We start from the raw sequence: 18,720 nt of genomic DNA, 5'->3' as shown, positions 1-18,720 counted from the left end.
GGGAAAGCGAGAACCCATGTCAGTCAAAGAGTTCAAGCTCCCCGACCCCGGTGAGGGCCTGACCGAGGCCGAGATCGTCACCTGGAACGTCACGGTCGGCGACACGGTGAAGGTCAACGACATCATCGTCGAGATCGAGACCGCGAAGTCGCTCGTCGAGCTGCCGGTGCCGTTCGCCGGCACCGTGACGGCGCTGCACGTCTCCGAGGGCGACACGGTCGAGGTCGGCACGCCGATCATCTCCGTCGACACCGCGGGCGGCCCCGCCCCCGTGCAGGACGCCCCCGCCGCCGGGGCCGTCGAGCCCGGCATCGAGGGATCGCCCGCCCCGAAGATGGCGGCCGCAGCCGCGGCCGCCGATGCCGAGGAGGAGATCGAGGAGGGCAAGATCGGCGGCACCACGTCGACCGGTCGCACCGCCGTCCTCGTCGGTTACGGCGTCAAGCAGACCGAGGCCAAGCGCCGTCCGCGCAAGACAGCCATTGCGGAGGCGCCGTCAGCGCAGCCTGCTCCGGTGGCACAGCCGTCTCCGGTCGTCCGGGAGGGTGGCGCTCGCGCGCTGGCCAAGCCGCCGGTCCGCAAGTACGCCAAGGACCTGGGCATCGACCTCGCCGCTATCACCGGCTCCGGCGAGGGCGGCATCATCACCCGCGCCGACATCGAGGCCCACGCCGCGGGCACCACGGGCGGTGCGCCCGCGGACGGTGGCCAGCCGGCATACCAGGCTCCTGTCATCCAGCGCGCCGGCGAGCGTGAGACGCGGATCCCGATCAAGGGTGTCCGCAAGATGACGGCTCAGGCGATGGTCGGGTCGGCATTCACCGCCCCCCACGTCACGGAGTGGGTCACGGTCGACGCGACGGCCACCATGGAGCTGGTCGAGCGGCTCAAGAAGGACCGCGAGTTCAAGGACGTCAAGGTCACCCCGCTGCTGGTGCTGGCCAAGGCGATGACGCTCGCGATCCGACGTCACCCGGAGATCAACGCCACGTGGGACGAGGCTGCCCAGGAGATCGTGGTCAAGCACTACGTCAACCTCGGCATCGCCGCGGCCACCCCGCGGGGTCTGATAGTCCCCAACATCAAGGACGCCGACCAGCTCTCGATGCGCGAGCTGGCCGAGTGCATCGGCGCGCTGACTGCGACGGCCCGCGAGGGTCGTACGCAGCCGGCCGAGATGTCCGGCGGCACCATCACGATCACCAACGTGGGTGTCTTCGGCGTCGACACGGGCACGCCGATCATCAACCCGGGTGAGTCGGCGATCCTGGCCTTCGGTGCGATCCGTCGTCAGCCCTGGGTGGTCACCGCGGCGGACGGCACCGAGACGATCGAGCCGCGCTGGGTCACCCAGCTGGCGCTGTCCTTCGACCACCGCCTCGTGGATGGCGAGCTCGGCAGCAAGTTCATCGCCGACGTCGGCGCCATCCTCGCCGACCCGGCGCGCGGCCTGGTCTGGGGCTGAGCCCAAACCCTCGACGGAACGCGCAAAGCCGACAACGCGCCGGGACTTCCCGGCGCGTTGTCGGCTTTCTGCGTCAGACGATTCCTGCGTCAGACCTGGGGCGCGACCGCCGCGTCCGCGTCGGCCTTGTCGGCCGCCCCGCGCTCGGAGTAGGCAGACCCGCCACGCAGTTCGACGTGCGGGAGCAGCAGCATCACGAGGAAGCCCAGCACCATCACCCCGGCGCCCACGAGGAACACCAGGTCCATCGAGTCGGAGAAGCCCTGGAGGAACGGCTTGGCCAGCCTCGGGTCGAGGTGGTTGAGGAACGAGCTGTCCTTGAGCACGCTCCCGGACGTCCCGCCGCCCTGAGCCGCCGCCGAAGCCATGCCCTTGGCGAACTGGGCGTTGGCCGGATCGGCCAGCGCGGACCGGAACTCCTTGGTCCCGGACGCCGTGGTGAGGGCTGCCTTGATCTTGTCCGGCACCGTGGAGAACAGGATCGACAGGAACACCGCGGTCCCCAGGGTGCCGCCGATCTGTCGCGTGAACGTCGCCGACGAGGTCGCGACGCCGATCAGCCGCGGCGACACGGCGTTCTGCACGGCGAGGGTGAGCGGCTGGAAGTTGAAGCCGAGCCCGAGTCCGAAGGCGACCATCACGATGCTGGTCTCCCACAGCGGGGTGTCCGCCTTGATGAAGTGGAAGACGTACAGCGAGAGCGCCAGCAGTGCCGAGCCGATGATGGGGAACCGCCGGTAGCGGCCGGTCCGGCTGATGATCTGGCCCGAGACGATCGATCCGGCCATGATGCCCAGCGTCAGGGGAAGCAGCAGCAGGCCTGCCTTGGTCGGCGACGCGCCCTTGACGATCTGCAGGTAGAGCGGCAGGGAGGCAAGGCCACCGAACATGGCCATGCCGATGAGCACCGAGGCGCCGGACGCCACGGCGACCGTCCGCTCCTGGAAGAGCGTGAGCGGCAGGAGTGCCTCGTCCTTCATGGCACGCTCGACGAGCAGGAACGCGATGACGCCGATGATCCCGACGGCGTAGCAGGCGATCGAGCGGCCGGAACCCCAGCCCCAGTCACGGCCCTGCTCGGCGACCAGCAGCAGCGGGACGAGCCCGAGGGTCAGCATGGCCGCGCCCCACCAGTCGATCCGGTGGTCGAGGCGGGTGTGCTGCAGGTGCAGGGTGCGCGACACGACGAGCAGCGCGGCGATGCCGATCGGCACGTTCACGAGGAACACCCAACGCCAGCCGGTGACGCCCAGGATGCTCGACTGGCCGGCCAGGAACCCGCCGATGACCGGGCCGAGGACGCTCGAGGTGCCGAACACGGCGAGGAAGTAGCCCTGGTACTTGGCGCGCTCCCGAGGCGGCACGATGTCTCCGATGATGGCCAGGGCCAGGGAGAACAGGCCACCGGCGCCGAGCCCCTGGACGGCGCGGTAGAACGCCAGCTGGAGCATCGACTGGGAGAGGGTGCACAGCACCGAGCCGACCACGAAGATCGTGATCGCGGCCGAGAAGAACTTCTTGCGGCCGTAGATGTCGCTCAGCTTGCCGTAGAGCGGGGTCACGATGGTCGAGGTGATCAGGTAGGCCGTGGTGGCCCAGGCCTGCTGGTCGAGTCCCTTGAGGTCGTCGGCGATCGTGCGGATGGACGTGGCCACGATGGTCTGGTCGAGAGCGGCGAGGAACATCCCCATCATCAGGCCGACCAGGATCGTGACGATCTGCCGGTGGGTGAGGGGTCCGTCGGGACGGGCGGGGGCGGCGGCTGCCATGTCAGTTCTCCGTTGAGCGAGTAGAAAGTATCGAGCGAGTGGGAAGAGTTGTCTTGGTGCGCTGTCGTTCGAGGTCTGCGCCGAACCGCTCCAGGTGACCCGCGAAGTCGCTGGCCTCCTCAGGCGTCCAGTCGGCCATCAGCTCACGGAACCACTCGGTCCGCTGCTGCTGGATGTCGGCGACCAGGGCCTGCCCCTCGTCGCTGAGCCGGACGACCTGGACGCGGCCGTCGTCCGGGTCGCTGACCTTGTCGACCAGCCCGTGGGCCTCGAGGGTGCTCACCTGCCGGCTCACCGTCGAGACGTCCGAGTGGACGCACTCGGCGAGCACCGAGACGCGCCGCGGCTCTGCGGCGAGGTTGAACAGGATCGGGTAGGCGCTGGCGTCCACGGCCGGGTGGATGCGCGGCGCGTGTTGCCGCATGGCCTGCAGGAGCTTCATCAACCGGATGAGGCCGACGCTGACGCGCTCAGCGGTCTGCCGGTCGAGGTGGTGCGGGGACATGGTGAGCCTAGGAGTGGGAGCGAACAGAAGATTGCTTGCCGCATACAAATATCACGACATGGTTGTGTGATGCAAGCAAAGAGTGGGCAGGCAAGGACCGACCCCTCAGCCGACCGAGCCCAGCCGACCAACCCCAGCCGACCAAGTCGGCCGACCACTCAGCCGACCACTCAGGGAACGAGGACGACGTTCTCCAGCACGCGGCGCGCGACGGACTCGTCGCCGTGCACCGTGAAGTGGATGTCGTCGACGGACCCACGCCCGGCCGCGCGCCGGGTCAGCGCGTCGGTGGAGAGCGTGATGGTGGTGAACACGTCGCGCGGGTCCCCGTCGTGGGCCACGCCGGAGAACAGGGGTATGCCGCGTGGCTTGCCGCCGTCCTCGCCCTCCTCGACCCAGACCCCCGCGCGACCCAGCACCGGGCCGGTCACGTCGAAGATGACGACGTTGCCGGGCTCGATCCCGGCGTTGCGGGCGACGAGCTTGGGGAGCTGGGAGAACAACATGTCCATGAACACCGCGGCGCCGCCCGAGTCGAGGTTCCCCGGTCGCCGCAAGGCCTGGCGGATGTCCTGCTCGTGGGTCCAGATGTCGAGGACCCGGGTGCGCAGGTTCTCGCCGGCGGGCGCCGGCCCCCAGGCTCCCCGCACCACGGACTCGAGGGTCATCCCGGGGGCGCTGAACTGCTCCACCCGGTGCGCCACGATGGTCTCCAGCTCGTTGACGACCTTGGCCCCCAGCATCCCCCGCCGGAGCTCCACGGACCGCTCGATGAACTTGCCGGCCTCGTGGCGGACGTGGTCGTAGTCGGGCAGGTCGACCCGCGGCACCTCACCGGTGTGCAGCCACGACTCGAGACCGACGACGTGCGAGATCTGGTCCTTGACGGTCCAGCCGGGACAGGCCGTGGGCAGGTCGAAGTCGGCATCCGAGCACGAACGGCCCAGGTCGATGATGGCTTGCGTCGTCTGCTGGTAGGCCGCGACGAGTCCGGCCAGGTCTTCAGGGGCTGCCGGGTGCAGGGACATGCCTCCACCATACTTAGGCTGTCGTCATGACCTCCCCCGCCGCCCGGACCGTGGGCGCTCCACCAGCGCCCGCGGCGCCGTTGCGGCGGCTGCCGCTCCTGGGCCTGGCGCTCGCGGCCCTGCTGGCGCTGCCGCTGGCGGCCCTGGTGGGCGAGGCCGCCGCGGCACCGGTCGTCGGCGACCCGGGGGTCGTCGTCCGCTGGGGCGTGCTCTACGCGCGCGTCGTGCACGACCTCGCTGCCGCGGTGACGGTCGGGCTGCTCCTCCACGCGGCATACCTCGTGCCGGAGACCACGCGCACCAACCGCAGGGTGACCGCCACCAGGCTCGCCGGGATCGCGGCAGGGCTGTGGGCGCTCTCCGGGGCTGTCGGTGCCGTGCTCGCGATGGCCGACCTGATCGGGATCCCGCTGTCCGACCCGACGTTCGGGCAGCAGTTCACGACGTTCGCGTGGCAGATCGAGCCGACGAGGGTCGCGCTCATCACGGCGGGCGTCGCGGCCCTCATCTCCGTCGCGGCGCTCCTGGTCACGAGCCGCGCGGCGATGGCGTGGCTCTCGGTGGCCTCAGTGCTCGGCGTGCTGCCGCTCGCGCTGGCAGGGCACGCGGCCGGTGCGACCGACCACGGCACCGCCGTCAACGCGCTGGCCGTCCACCTCGTCGCCGTCACGGTCTGGGTGGGCGGGCTGCTCGCGCTCGCGGTGCTGAGGCCGATCCTGGGGCGCGACCTCGCCCCCACGGCCGCGCGCTTCTCGGTGCTGGCCGGCTGGTGCTACGCGGCGGTGGCGCTGTCGGGGCTGCAGAGTGCGTGGATCCGGCTCGGTTCGTTGAGCGGCCTCGGCACCCGCTACGGCGTCCTGATCTTCGTCAAGACCGTGGCCCTTGTCCTGCTCGGGTATGCCGGCTGGCGGCAGCGCCGCTCGCTGCTGCCGGGGCTCGCACACGGCAGGACCGCAGTCTTCGTGCGGCTGGTGGGCACCGAGCTCGTCGTCATGGGGATCGCCATCGGGACGGCGGTCGCCCTGGCACGCAGTGCGCCGCCGGTGCCGGACGCGCCGGTGGCGGACGCGTCGCGCACCTTCGCCCTGACCGGGTACCCGGACCCCGGACCGCTGTCGGGGGCTTCGTGGCTGACGGCGTGGGTGACCGACTGGCTGTGGCTGAGCGTCGCGGTCCTGGCCGTGGGCACCTACCTGGCCGGGGTGCGGCGACTGCGACTTCGGGGTGACGCGTGGCCGGTGCACCGGACGGTCGTCTGGGTCCTGGGCTGGGCCGTCTTCGCCTATGCCACGTCGGGGGCCCCGGGCGTGTACGGCAGGGTGCTCTTCTCCATGCACATGGTCATGCACATGGTCATCGCGATGCTCGTGCCGTTGCTGCTCGTGCCCGCGGCGCCGATCCTGCTCGCCCTGCGTGCGCTGCCCGCACGCACCGACAAGACCTGGGGGCCGCGCGAGGTCCTCCTCCAGGTGGTGCACTCGCGACTGCTCAAGGTGGCTGCCAACCCCGTCGTGGCGGCCGCACTGTTCTTCTTCAGCCTCGCGATCTTCTACTACTCGCCGCTGTTCGAGCTGGCCCTGCGCACCCACACCGGCCACGTCCTGATGATCGTGCACTTCCTGCTGACCGGTTACCTGTTCACCTGGGTGCTCATCGGGATCGACCCCGGCCCCAAGAGGTGGCCGCCGATCATGCTGCTCGTCGTGCTGTTCGCGACCATGTCGTTCCACGCGTTCTTCGGTGTGGTCATGACCGGCAGCACGACGGTGCTGGCCCCCGACTTCTTCGAGGCGCTGAAGCTGCCGTGGATGACCAGCGTGCTGGGCAACCAGCGGGAGGCCGGCGCCATCGCGTGGGGCATCGGCGAGGCTCCGACCGTGATCCTCACGCTCCTGGTCGCGGTGGCCTGGGTCCGCGCGGACCGGGCCGAGACCAAGCGCAAGGACCGCCAGGCCGACCGGGACGGGGATGCCGAGCTCCTCGCATACAACGCACACTTGGCGCAGCTGAAGAAGCGCTCCGAGCGGAAGGGCTGAGCCATGCGCATTGCAGTCGTCCAGGTCGCCTACGGCGATGACGAGCCGATGTCCGAGCGCATCCCGCGCGTCGCGGACCTCGTCCGGGCGCAGGCGGGCCACGACCTGGTGGTGCTGCCCGAGCTCTGGGCGCCCGGCGGGTTCTCGTACCGCGAGTGGGCCGACCGCGCCCAGCCGGTCGACGGTCCGATCGGGGCCGCCATGTCGGCGGCGGCGCGCGATGCCCAGGTCATGCTCCACGCCGGGTCGATCGTCGAACGTCCCACGTCCGGCGAGGTCGGCTCCGACGGGCGGGGGCTCTGGAACACCTCGCTCGTCTACGCCGCGGACGGGAGTCTCGTCGCGACCTACCGCAAGATCCACCGGTTCGGGTTCGGGTCGGGCGAGCCCGCCCTGATGGACGCCGGCGAGGACATCGTCCTCGTCGACCTGCCCGGTGGCGCGGGGCGGGCAGGGCTCTCGACCTGTTACGACCTGAGGTTCCCCGAGCTCTACCGCCGACAGCTCGACGCGGGTGCCATGGCCTTCATCGTCCCGGCTGCGTGGCCGGCGGCGCGAGTGCGGCACTGGACCCTGCTGTCGCATGCGCGCGCGATCGAGAACCAGTGCGTCGTCATCGCGTGCAACACGGCCGGCACCCACGCGGGCACCACGATGGGCGGGCACTCCCAGGTGATCTCGGCGACCGGCGAGGCCTTGGCCATGGCGGGATCCGGCGAGGAGGTGCTCAGCGTCGACGTCGACCTGGCGGCCGTGGGCACCTGGCGCGAAGAGTTCCCCGTCCTGCAGGACCGGCGGCTGTGAAGCAGGCGACTGACAGGAGGGTGGCGCGGCTGCGCGCGCCCGAGCTGGCCGGACGGGGGTGGCTCAACACCGGTGGTGAGCCGGTGACCCTGGCTGACCTTCGCGGCCGGATCGTGGTGCTCGACTTCTGGACCTTCTGCTGCGTCAACTGCCTGCACGTCCTCGACGAGCTTCGCCCGCTGGAGGAGAAGTACGCGGACTCCCTCGTCCTGATCGGGGTTCACTCCCCGAAGTTCGAGCACGAAGCCGACCCGGACGCGCTCGCCGCCGCGGTCGAGCGGTATGCCGTCCACCATCCCGTCCTCGACGACCCCGAGCTGGTGACCTGGCAGGCCTACACCGCCCGCGCGTGGCCCACCCTGGTCGTCATCGACCCCGAGGGCTACATCGTCGCCTCCCTCTCCGGCGAGGGGCACGGCCACGGGCTGTCCGTCCTCGTCGAGGAGCTGATCGCGGAGCACAGCGCGAAAGGCACACTGCGCCAAGGCAACTCCCCGTACGCCCCGCCTGCACCTGCCCAGACCGCGCTGCGGTTCCCGGGCAAGGCGGCCGGGTTGGCAGACGGCTCGTTCCTCGTGTCCGACACGGCGCACCACCAGCTCGTGTGGCTCGAGCCGGACCTCGAGACCGAGCGGCGCCGGTTCGCCGGGCCGACAGGCGACGGGCTGAACGAGCCCCAGGGGGTCCTGGTGCTTCCGGCAGACACGGCCGAGCGGGTCGGCTACGACGTGGTGGTCGCCGACTCGGTCAACCACCGCGTCATGGGGCTGCGCCTGGCCGACGGCGCCTGGACCGTCCTGGCCGGGTCCGGCAGGCAGCTGCGCGAACGGTCCGGCAGCGGTCGGGCCCTGACCCAGGATCTCTCGACACCGTGGGACCTGGCCTGGTTCATCGACAGGGTTGTGGTCGCCATGGCCGGTACCCATCAGCTCTGGGCCCTCCACCTCGCCACGGATCCGGCGGACAACACCGTCGCCGTGCTCGGGGGCACGTCTGCTGAGGGCATTCGGGACGGCGCCGCGGACGAGGCGTGGTTCGCGCAGCCGTCGGGTCTTGCGGTGTCCGAGGACGGCTCACGACTCTGGGTCGCGGACTCCGAGACCTCCGCGCTGCGGTCCCTCGACGTCACGGACGAAGGCTTCGTGGTCACCACCCACGTGGGTCAGGGCCTGTTCGACTTCGGGCACCGGGACGGCCCGGCCGCCGAGGCCCTGCTGCAGCACCCCTTGGGCGTGACCACCCTGCCGGACGGTTCCGTGGCCATCAGTGACACCTACAACGGTGCGATCCGCCGGTTCGACCCGGCCACCACGGAAGTCAGCACGCTCGCGACCGGACTGCGCGAGCCGTCCGACGCCGTCGTCGAGCTCGACGACCAGGGCCGCGCCCGTCTGGTCGTCGTCGAGTCGGCGGCCCACCAGCTGGTGCGCGTCGCGTTGCCCGACAAGGCTCAACGGGTGGATGGCCTGGCCCGGCGGACCCAGCGGCCCCGCACCGAGGTCGCGCCGGGTCCCCTGAGCCTGCGGGTGAACTTCACGCCACCGACCGGGCAGAAGCTCGACTTCCGCTGGGGTGACCCGACCCGGCTGATGGTGTCCTCGACCCCTGAGGGCCTGCTGCGCGGGGGCGGCGGCAGCGCCGAAGGCCTGACGCGCACCCTCACCCTCGACCCCGCGGCCGGCGACGGGGTGCTCCACATCTCGGTCCAGGCGGCCTCGTGCGACGGCGACCCCGAGACCGGCGAGGTGCCCGAGCACGCGGCGTGCCACCTCTACCAGCAGGACTGGGGCATCCCCGTGGTCCTCGTCGACGGCGCCACCACCGAGCTGACCCTGGACCTGCGCGGCGTCTGACCTGCGACGCGGCGTTGCATTCGCGCAGGTCAGGGTCATCACGGGCTACAGTCGACATATCGGGTCATTCCCCGAACCCGCGACACACAGGAGCGAGAATGTACATCGGACTGGGCATCTTCCTCATCGTGGTAGGGGCGATCCTGACCTTCGCCCTCCATGCGTCTGTCGGTGCAGTCGACCTCAACGCCATCGGCTGGATCTGCATGGCCGCGGGCGTGCTGGCCATCGTCCTTTCCCTCATCGTGACCCGCAGGGCCACCGGCGCCGGCTACTCCTCGCGTCGGGTGAGCCACACCGACCCCGCCACCGGCACCCGGGTCGACGAGGTCGACGTCGACCCGCACGCCTGACCCTCGCCGCGAGCGCACGACGAAGGGGCGGGACCGGAGTGATCCGGTACCGCCCCTTCGTCGTCCCCCGGTGGGGGATCGGGTCAGAACGCAGACTCGGGGATGTCCATCAGGGCGTTGTCGGTCGCCTCAGCGATCTGGCGCTCGGCCGCGATCTTGGGCAGCACGTTGCGCGCGAAGAAGGACGCGGCAGCGATCTTGCCCTCGTAGAAGTCGCGGTCCTTGGCCGAGAGTCCTTCTCCCTCAAGGGCCTTAGCCGCCACGGCCGCCTGGCGCAGCAGCAGCCAGCCGATGATGAGGTCGCCGGCGGACAGCAACAGCCGTGAGGTGTTCTGGCCGACCTTGTACAGGTTCGTCAGGTCGCCACCCTCCTGGCGCGGGTCGGACTTCATCAGCTCGCCGACCATGTAGCCGAGGATGCCCTGGACATCCTCGAGACCGGCGCCGAGCAGCTCGCGCTCCCTGTCCAGCCGGCCACCGCTGGCGCCGAGGTCCTTGGCGAACTCCTGGATCTGCATCGCGACGTGCGAGAGTGCCTGGGCCTTGTCCTTGATGATCTTGCGGAAGAAGAAGTCGAGGCCCTGGATCGCCGTGGTGCCCTCGTAGAGCGTGTCGATCTTGGCGTCACGGATGTACTGCTCGATGGGGTAGTCCTGCAGGAAGCCGGACCCTCCGAGCGTCTGGAGCGACTCGGTGCCGAGCAGCACCCAGGCGCGCTCGGACCCGACGCCCTTGACGATGGGCAGCAGCAGGTCGTTGACCCGGTTGGCCATCTCGGCGGGGCTGTCCTTGACCAGCTCCTCGCTGCCGCTCTCGATGAACGCCTGGTCGACGACGTCCTGCTGCGTCGCGGTGTAGATGACCAGCGCGCGCAGCCCCTCGGCATACGCCTTCTGGGTCATCAGCGAACGCCGCACGTCCGGGTGGTGGGTGATGGTGACGCGCGGGGCCGCCTTGTCGGTCTGCTGCGTCAGGTCGGCGCCCTGGACGCGCTCCTTGGCATAGTCGCGAGCGTTCAGGTATGCCGTCGACAGCGTCGAGATCGCCTTGGTGCCGACCAGCATCCGGGCGTGCTCGATGACCCGGAACATCTGGGCGATGCCGTCGTGGGTGTCGCCGAGCAGGGTGCCGGTGGCCGGCTCCTTGTCGCCGAACGTGATCTCGCAGGTGGTGGAGACCTTGAGGCCCATCTTGTGCTCGAGGTTGGTGACGTAGGCGCCGTTGCGCTCGCCCAGCTCGCCCGTCTCGAGGTCGACGTGGAACTTGGGGACGATGAACAGCGACAGGCCCTTGGTGCCGGCCCCGGCCCCCTCGGGGCGTGCCAGGACGAAGTGCACGACGTTGTCGACCATGTCGGACTCGCCGGAGGTGATGAACCGCTTGACGCCGGTGATGTTCCAGGTGCCGTCGGCGTTCTCGGTGGCCTTGGTGCGGCCGGCGCCCACGTCGGAGCCGGCGTCGGGCTCGGTCAGCACCATCGTGCAGTGCCAGCCCTTCTCGATGATCCAGCGGGCGAGCTTCTTCTGCTCGTCGTTGCCGAGGATGTAGAGGAGCTTGCCGAAGGAGTACCCGGCGGCGAACATCGCGACGGCCGGGTTGGCGCCCAGCACCATCTCGTTCATGGCCCACTTGAGGCTGGGAGGGACCACGGTGCCGTCGAGCTCGCCGGGTACGTCCACACCCCAGAAGCCGGAGTCGACGTACGCCTTGTAGCTCTTCTTGAACGACTCGGGCATCGTCACCGAGTAGGTCTTGGGGTCGTAGACCGGGGGGTTGCGATCGGCGTCCGCGAAGGACTCGGCCAGCTCGTTCTCGGCCAGCCGCGAGACCTCCTTCAGCATCTCCTTGGCCGTGTCCGCATCGACGTCGGCGTAGGGGCCGGTGCCCAGCACGTCGCCGCGCCCGAAGACCTCGAAAAGGTTGAACTCCAGGTCGCGCAGGTTGCTCTTGTAGTGACCCATGGCGGGGAATCCTCCGGTGTGACTCGGTGTGACTCGGGCTCGGCCGACCATTACCGATCGGTAACATCCATGTTGCTACCGGCTGGTAACAATTGCAACCCCTCTGTGGGATTCACCACCAAACGGACGATCCGTGCGGCGCGCCTGCGTGGCCCCTGCCCCGGCGCCTGCCCCGCGCGTGCCCGGTGGGCGCGCGACGGAGGGCACGGCATACTCACGTGGTGTGACCGAGGAAGCGAGCACCCAGCCTTCGAGCCGGACGAGCAACGCCGTGCTCCGCGCCCGGGCGGACCTCGAAGCCGGGCGGGAGTGGAAGGCCCGCGAGCGCCTGGTCGGTCACCTGGCCGGCGAGTTCGACGCCGAGGCCCTGGAGCTGCTCGGCGAGGTCAACTACGCGATGCGGGATCTGCCGGCGGCAGGGGCGGCCTGGTTCGGCACGGCCCGACGCGGCCACGACGTCGACGAGGCGGTCGAGGCCTGGCGTGAGCGGCACGGTGACCACTTCGGCCAGATGTGGAGCAGCCTGCCGCGGTCGGTGCGTGAGCGGGAGGGCAACAAGCGGGTCGACGCCCTGCGACGACGGGCCGAGCAGACGCAGGCACCGACGACGCCCCCGGCAGCCACCCCGTCCGGAGAGGGAGGCCCGGACGCGGCCACGATCATCGCGATCGCCCTGGCGGTCCTGTTCGTGGTGTGTGCCGTCATCGGCTTCGTCACCCTGCTGGCCTGGATCACCCCCGGCTGAACGCATCGGCGAGGTGCCCGGACGTCTGTGCACAGACCCGGGGCCCACTGCCCATCGACGAGGTCTCGGTGAGGTCGCCCAAACCTGTGCGCAGTCAGGTCCGCGAGGCGCGCGGGAGCCGGGCGACACGCTCCCGGAGGCCGCCGTTGATCGTCCTTTCGGTCGGGACATGTCGGATATTTCCATTCCCGGGACAGGGAGTACCCAAGCGTCCTAGTTTCACCTGGGTTGCCGGGCCGCACGACGTGTCGGCCCCTGGCGAGGGGGAACCACCTGGACGTGTCCAAGGAGTCCGCCACGCCTACCCCCCTTTGTCACTCTTTTGAACCTAGGAGCACTCTCCGTATGAGATTCCCGTCCAAAGCCGTCTCGGTCCTTGCCGCTGGCGCCGCAGTGTGCGCGCCACTGGCAGTCGCCCTGGCGTCCCCCGCCAGCGCCACTTCTGGCCCTGACAGCACCACGCTGAGCGTCGTCTCGCCGTCCAACGCTTCGGCGCAGAACTGGGCCCCGATGGCCTACAACTGCGACAACGGCGCAGACCTCACTCCCTTTCAGTCGTTCGAGCTGACGCCGAAGGCCCCGCTCGGCCAGGGTGCCCTCTTCTTCAACATCGGCGCCTCCATCAACCAGACTGAGCTCTACCGCAACACCTCCCTGGACGGGACGAACCTCTCGGCTCTGAGCGCCCTCAAGTACTCCACGATGACGCCTGCCGGCAAGCAGCCGGCGTACCTGCGGCTCACCGTCGACCGGGATGGCACCCAGGCCAACATCGACAGCCTCTACTTCGAGCCGGCACTGAACCCCACGCAGGGCGCGGTCGTCGCCGGCGAGTGGCAGACCTGGAGCGCCGGGCCGGGCTCCAACTGGACCACCGACGGTGGCCCCAGCGGCGTGACGGCCCTGGCCGACTACATCACCGCGAACCCCGACGCCAAGATCTACAACAACGGCTACGGCGGCGGTCTGTCCCTCATCGCCGGTTGCGGCGGCGACACGCAGACCAACGCCAAGCTGGGCATCGACCGCGTGGTCGCCACGTCCGCAGGGCAGACGTCCCTGTGGGACTTCGAGCCTGAGGCCGGCTCCCCGACGAACAGCTCCGTCGTCGTCAAGGACGCCAACGGCAGCTGGAACGCCTCGGCCTACAACTACGGCGGCAACAGCGGCGCTGGCTCGGCCACGTACATCGCGCAGAAGTTCGTCCTCGGGCCGAAGACTCCGGTCCTGGGCAAGGGCAGCCGTCAGATGACGGTCTGGGACAACTCCGACGCCACGCAGTTCTGGCGCACCACCGCTGTGGACGGCAAGAAGGTCGACACCATCCGCGGGCTGGGCTACTCCACCTTCGAGGAGCACATGGCAGGCAAGGCCGGCTCGGCACTCCAGCAGCCGGCATACCTGCGTCTGTCGATCGACTCCGACGGCCCCGACGCCACCACCGGCGACATCGTCAAGGACACGACGCTCAACTTCGAGCCCGCGAACAACAGCGACCAGGGCGCGGTCCAGAACGGCACCTGGCAGAGCTGGGACGCCTACAACGGCCTCTTCCGCGTGGTCGAGGGTCCGGACGACAACGCTGGCCAGCTGGTCACGCTCGCCTCGTTCATGGCCCACCACCCCGACGCCGTGTTCGCCACGAACGCGAAGGACTTCGGCGGCTCCGGTGCCCTGTCCCTCGTGGTCGGGTCGGGCGGCGACAACCAGCGCAACGGCACCTTCGCCGTCGACAAGGTGAACGTCGGGCTGTCCACGGTCAACGCGGGCAAGCCGTCCGTCAGCACCACGACGTACGACTTCGAGCCGACCTACACCGTCCCCACGGCCAACAGCCTGACCCGGGTCGGTGCGGGCAACGTCCTGCTCACTGGGACTGCCGCACCCGGCAACTCGGTGGAGATCCGGCTGCTCAAGAACGGCACCTTCGCCACCCTGGCCGGCACCGCCACGACCGACAGCTACGGCAAGTGGTCCTACACCCTGCCGGTCAGCCAGATCACGAGCTACCGGGCCTACCTGGCCGACACCTATGGCACGACCGACATCGCCTCGGCGACCGCGACCGCCTCGGTCCGGTTCCTGCCCACGCTGACCCTGTCGACGGCCAAGGGCTTCACCTACGGCAAGCTCCTGCTCAACCCGAGCGCGAGCAACGTCCCGGTGCGTTACGAGACGTACGTCAACCACAAGTGGGTCTCCTTCGCGCGGACCGTCTCCAAGAACGGCGTCGCCGCCCTCTCGTGGGACACCGCCAAGGGCCGGACCTACCTGGTGCGCGCCTACGTGTCGTCCACCCCGACGGTGCTCGGCAACTACTCCGCGGTCCAGACGATCAAGTCATCCTGACCTGAGCAGCTGAGCGAGGGGGCGGACCGTGATCGGTCCGCCCCCTCCCTGCGTCCCTGAGCTCACATCAGCTCGGCGAGCCGGGCCAGCCCGGGACCGGTATGTGTGGCCAGGCGTTCGCGGGCCTCGTCCAGTCCTGCCGATCCGGGATACCCGGGTGGGATGCGCGCCGGGTTGAGCGGCACCTGGTTGGACCACTCCTTGATGTCGGGCTCGGCCGAGAACGCCATCGTGGCCCGCGTGCCCAGGACGTTCATCCTCACCCACTGCGCCATCGAGTTGCCGTACGGCGTCGGCGGGCACAGCCGGTTCTTCTCGTCGTCGTCGTCGCGAGTCGCCTCGACGTAGCCCGCCAGCGCGGCACCGAAGCACGGGAAGCCGGCCCTGATCGCCTGCAGGGTGATCTCCTCGCGCTGCCAGAGGGGGACGAGCGGGGGGTACTTCAGCCCGTCGGCGGCACAGTGCACGACGAGGGCGTCGTCCGCGACGGCGACCGAGCCGTCGGCGAAGGTGAGCTTGCCCCGGTCGACGGACTCGAGGTGTCCGCGGCGAACGACGTTCTCCAGGGTGCGCAGCTGCTCGAGCTCCCAGGTGGCGAGCGTCGGCGCCTTGGCCATGGTGGGAACGACCGTGCGGTCGATGCGCAGCATGACCCCGGCGGCTTCGAGTCGCAGGAACAGGTCCTCCAGCGAGCTCGCGCTGGCACCCGCCTGCCAGATGTCGGCGGCCATGCCGAGGAAGACCGCGGGGTCGGGCTGGACGACGGCCCGGTTCATCATCCACGGGTCACGGGCCCGCACCCAGCAGATCGCGTCGGGGTCGACACCCCGCGAGAGCAGCCAGATGCAGGCGTCGGTCGCGGTCTTGCCCGAGCCCACGACGACGTACTGGCTGGGGGCCTCCTCCAGCCGTGCTAGCGCATTGACGGGCACCACCCGGGCGTCGTCGGCGACCCCGAACGGCGGCGGCTTCTCCGCAGGGATGCTGGGCGCCAGGTAGTGGGCGTTGACGACTCGGCATCCCTGCGACACCTCGAGCCGTTCACCCGAGATCCGCGAGACGACCGTGCGCTCGCCGACGTAGTCGCTGTTGGGGAAGAACTCGACCTTGCCCGACTGCACCATCCGATCCAGCATCCGCGCGTAGTAGGCGCAGATCTCCGACTGCGAGGCGCGTTCCTGCAGGCCCTTCTCGGGGCCGTGCTGCTGGAGCTGGCCGGTGCCGAGCCTGGTCGACGGGACGCCGTAGAACACCGAGGCCTGGTGCAGCCGCACGAACGGGTATGCCTCGAGCCAGTGTCCGCTGACCCCGTGACGCCGGTCGACGAGGGCCACGCGGACATCCGCATGGTCGGTGAGCGCGTCGGTGAAGGCCATCCCCATGGCCCCGGCCCCCACCACCAGGTAGTCGGCCTCGATGGTGCGCCTCATGGAGCCACGCTGTCACGCCGGCCGCGGCGCGTCTACGGATCCCGCCGGGTATGCCGTGGGGCCCCTGCTGGTGGCAACGCGGCATACCCTGTGCGTCGTGTGGTCGCGGGTGTGGGCCTGCCCGAGGTGGGATGGTCCCGGCTCGATACAGGGAAGGCTGGACGATGAGGTCGTGGCGCAAGTCTGAGGTCGGCTCGCTCGCCAGGATGTACGCCTGGCTCGTGGTCAGGCTCCGGTGGTTCGTCGTCCTGGGATGGGTGGCGGGCGGGATCGCGGCCGCCGTCTGGCTCCCCGCGAGCGTCCCGAACGCTGACCTGGGTGGTTTCGCGCCGCCGAACAGCCGGGCCATCGCGACCGAGACTGCGTCCGCCAAGGCCTTCGGGTTCCCGGTCCTCTCACGCACCATGCTCGTCCAGCACGACGAACACGGTCTGTCGCAGGCAGCGCAGCAGCGGGTGCTGGATCGTGCCGTGGCGGTGGCCAAGCACCAGGCCGGTGACGTCGGACCCATGGTGGCGGCGGTGCCCATCATCAACACCCAGCGGGTCTTCCCGTCGTCGTCCGAGCAGGGCACCACCGCCCTGACCTACATCTTCACCAAGCCGGGCACCACCTTCGGCGCCGAGGTCGAGGCTGCGAAGGGGTTCGGTCGACGGCAGATGAACCAGGCGGATGACCACCTGGTCGGCGTGACCGGGACAGTCCCCGCACAGCTGGCGCAGTCCTCGATCCTCTACGGCCACCTGTTGCTGCTGGAGGGCGCGACCTTGGTGGTGGTCATCGGGATCGTGGCCCTCAAGTTCCGTTCGTTCGTCGCACCGCTGGTGGCGCTGGTGACCGCCGCGGCGTCCTACTTCCTGGCCGTGCGGGTCACCAACTATGCCGGACGCTTCGTCCAGGGGGGCGCCCCGGAGGAGCTCAAACCGCTGGTGCTGGCGCTGGTGCTGGGCATCGTGACCGACTACGCCATCTTCTATCTCTCCAGCATGCGCACCGGTCTGCAGGAGGGCATGGACCGGCTGACGGCGGCCAAGGCCTCGGCGGCGCACACCGGCAGGATCGTGCTGGTCGCCGGGATCGCGGTGGCCGCAGGCAGCGCAGCGATGCTCGTCGCGAGGTCAGGTTTCTTCCGCGCCTTCGGGCCCGTGCTCTCGCTGTCGGTGCTGTGCGCGGTGGTCGTGTCCCTGACGCTGTTGCCGGCGCTGATGGCGATCTTCGGTCGCATGCTGTTCTGGCCGTCGCGACCCCGGCGCCCCTGGTCGCTGCCCTTGGCGCGCGCCGCCGCCCGGGTGCTCACCGTCAGGGTGGTGGCGCTCGTCCTGGGCGGGGCGTGTGTCGTCGGCCTCGCCACCCTCGCCATCGATGCCGATCGTCTCAAGCTCGGGGTGTCCTTCGTCGCGTCGCTGCCTGCCGACAGCGCCCCGCACGCGGCCGCGCAGGCGGCGACCTCGGGGTTCGCCCCGGGGATCGTCGCGCCGACCGAGGTGCTGCTGCAGGGCAACGGGGTCGGCAGTGACCAGCAGAAGCTCACCCGCCTCGCCAGCGAGCTCCAGCACCAGCCGGGAGTCGCGGGGGTCCTCAGCCCCGCCGCGTTGCCTCCGGAGGTGGTGAGCGGGGCCCTGGTCACCAAGAGTGGCGACGCCGCTCGCTTCCTCGTCGTCCTCGACCACGACCCCCTCGGACCCACCGCCATCGGGGACCTGGACAGGCTGTCGCACCGGATGCCGGCCCTGCTGCAGCAGGCCGGGCTGACGGGCGCGCGCTACGGCGTGGCCGGTGACACCGCCATCGCGAGCGAGCTCGTGGCCGCGACCAACGCCGACCTGCGTCGGATCGCCATCGCGGTGCTGCTGGTGAACCTGGTCCTGCTGATGGTGTTCCTGCGGGCTGTCGTCGCGCCGGTGTTGCTTCTCGGCTGCAGCGTGCTCGCCCTGGCCGCGTCGCTGGGTTGTCTGACCCTGGTCTTCCAGGACCGGCTCGGCCACGAGGGGGTTGCGTTCTACGTTCCCTTCGCGGCCTCGGTGCTGCTCCTGTCGCTGGGATCCGACTACAACATCTACGGGGTCGGCCATGTCTGGACCCGGGCCAACCACACGACGTTGCGCAAGGCGATCGCGGAGCGCATCCCGGAGACCTCCGGCGCCATCACCGCAGCCGGCGTCACGCTGGCGGCGAGCTTCGGGATGCTGGCGCTGATCCCCTTGCGGCAGTTCCGTGAGCTGGCGTTCGTCATGGGGCTGGGCGTACTCATCGACGCGCTGGTGGTGCGGAGCATCCTGGTGCCGGCGCTGCTCACGCTCCTGGGCGACTTCAGTGCCTGGCCGCGCAAGCTCAAGGGTGCGGCCGTCGCGGAAGCCGCCGAGCAGGACGAGCGAGCCGACCAGCCGAGCAGCTAGCGTGGCGAACAGAACCCACGAAACAG

13 protein-coding genes are annotated in these 18,720 nt (G+C 70.0%); 8 read left to right on the top strand and 5 right to left on the bottom strand.

Annotated features, from left to right (window positions below):
* The first annotated feature begins 16 nt into the window (after positions 1 to 16).
* Positions 17 to 1,465 (top strand): dihydrolipoamide acetyltransferase family protein, encoded by a 1,449-nt coding sequence (locus BJ986_RS06455; RefSeq protein WP_179421238.1) that lies wholly within the window; start codon positions 17 to 19, stop codon positions 1,463 to 1,465.
* Positions 1,466 to 1,554: 89 nt separating this feature from the next.
* Here the strand turns inward: BJ986_RS06455 and BJ986_RS06450 are convergent, their stop codons facing one another.
* From BJ986_RS06450 to BJ986_RS06440, 3 genes are all read right to left on the bottom strand, one after another.
* The gene (locus tag BJ986_RS06450; protein ID WP_179421237.1) at positions 1,555 to 3,234 is read right to left on the bottom strand and encodes an MDR family MFS transporter; all 1,680 of its coding nucleotides are present in this window, start codon (positions 3,232 to 3,234) and stop codon (positions 1,555 to 1,557) included.
* 1 nt (position 3,235) lies between these two features.
* Positions 3,236 to 3,739, bottom strand: coding sequence for a MarR family winged helix-turn-helix transcriptional regulator (locus tag BJ986_RS06445; protein WP_179421236.1), 504 nt, complete (start codon positions 3,737 to 3,739; stop codon positions 3,236 to 3,238).
* A 170-nt stretch (positions 3,740 to 3,909) separates the two neighbouring features.
* Positions 3,910 to 4,767, bottom strand: a complete 858-nt coding sequence (locus BJ986_RS06440) for a maleylpyruvate isomerase family mycothiol-dependent enzyme (RefSeq protein ID WP_179421235.1) — start codon at positions 4,765 to 4,767, stop codon at positions 3,910 to 3,912.
* Positions 4,768 to 4,793: 26 nt separating this feature from the next.
* Here BJ986_RS06440 and BJ986_RS06435 point away from each other — a divergent pair, with 26 nt between their 5' ends.
* From BJ986_RS06435 to BJ986_RS06420, 4 genes are all read left to right on the top strand, one after another.
* Positions 4,794 to 6,803 (top strand): bifunctional copper resistance protein CopD/cytochrome c oxidase assembly protein, encoded by a 2,010-nt coding sequence (locus BJ986_RS06435; RefSeq protein ID WP_179421234.1) that lies wholly within the window; start codon positions 4,794 to 4,796, stop codon positions 6,801 to 6,803.
* A gap of 3 nt (positions 6,804 to 6,806) precedes the next feature.
* Complete coding sequence (locus tag BJ986_RS06430; RefSeq protein WP_179421233.1) at positions 6,807 to 7,607, top strand: carbon-nitrogen family hydrolase; 801 nt, start codon at positions 6,807 to 6,809, stop codon at positions 7,605 to 7,607.
* Positions 7,604 to 9,460 carry a thioredoxin-like domain-containing protein gene (locus tag BJ986_RS06425; RefSeq protein WP_179421232.1) on the top strand — a complete coding sequence of 619 codons (1,857 nt, stop codon included), beginning with the start codon at positions 7,604 to 7,606 and terminating at the stop codon, positions 9,458 to 9,460. The genes BJ986_RS06430 and BJ986_RS06425 overlap by 4 nt, the downstream gene beginning before the upstream one ends.
* Before the next feature lie 98 nt (positions 9,461 to 9,558).
* Complete coding sequence (locus BJ986_RS06420; RefSeq protein WP_179421231.1) at positions 9,559 to 9,813, top strand: DUF6458 family protein; 255 nt, start codon at positions 9,559 to 9,561, stop codon at positions 9,811 to 9,813.
* Positions 9,814 to 9,896: 83 nt separating this feature from the next.
* Here BJ986_RS06420 and BJ986_RS06415 read toward each other — a convergent pair whose 3' ends face one another.
* Positions 9,897 to 11,774 (bottom strand): acyl-CoA dehydrogenase, encoded by a 1,878-nt coding sequence (locus tag BJ986_RS06415; RefSeq protein WP_179421230.1) that lies wholly within the window; start codon positions 11,772 to 11,774, stop codon positions 9,897 to 9,899.
* A 223-nt stretch (positions 11,775 to 11,997) separates the two neighbouring features.
* On the opposite strand from BJ986_RS06415, the gene BJ986_RS06410 reads away from it, so the two are divergent.
* Both BJ986_RS06410 and BJ986_RS06405 read left to right on the top strand, forming a co-directional pair.
* A complete protein-coding gene (locus BJ986_RS06410; protein ID WP_179421229.1) occupies positions 11,998 to 12,519 on the top strand; it encodes a DUF6584 family protein in 522 nt (173 codons plus the stop codon).
* A gap of 345 nt (positions 12,520 to 12,864) precedes the next feature.
* Positions 12,865 to 14,868, top strand: a complete 2,004-nt coding sequence (locus tag BJ986_RS06405; protein WP_179421228.1) for a hypothetical protein — start codon at positions 12,865 to 12,867, stop codon at positions 14,866 to 14,868.
* A 62-nt stretch (positions 14,869 to 14,930) separates the two neighbouring features.
* Here the strand turns inward: BJ986_RS06405 and BJ986_RS06400 are convergent, their stop codons facing one another.
* A complete protein-coding gene (locus BJ986_RS06400) occupies positions 14,931 to 16,298 on the bottom strand; it encodes an NAD(P)-binding protein (protein ID WP_179421227.1) in 1,368 nt (455 codons plus the stop codon).
* 164 nt (positions 16,299 to 16,462) lie between these two features.
* On the opposite strand from BJ986_RS06400, the gene BJ986_RS06395 reads away from it, so the two are divergent.
* Entirely contained in the window at positions 16,463 to 18,694 is a 2,232-nt protein-coding gene (locus tag BJ986_RS06395) for an MMPL family transporter (protein ID WP_179421226.1), read from the top strand.
* The last annotated feature ends 26 nt before the right edge of the window (positions 18,695 to 18,720 follow it).

The sequence above is a fragment of the Pedococcus badiiscoriae genome, assembly GCF_013408925.1.
Lineage (GTDB): Bacteria > Actinomycetota > Actinomycetes > Actinomycetales > Dermatophilaceae > Pedococcus > Pedococcus badiiscoriae.
Note: the sequence above shows the minus strand (reverse complement) of the source record. Positions and strands in the feature narration are given on the sequence as shown.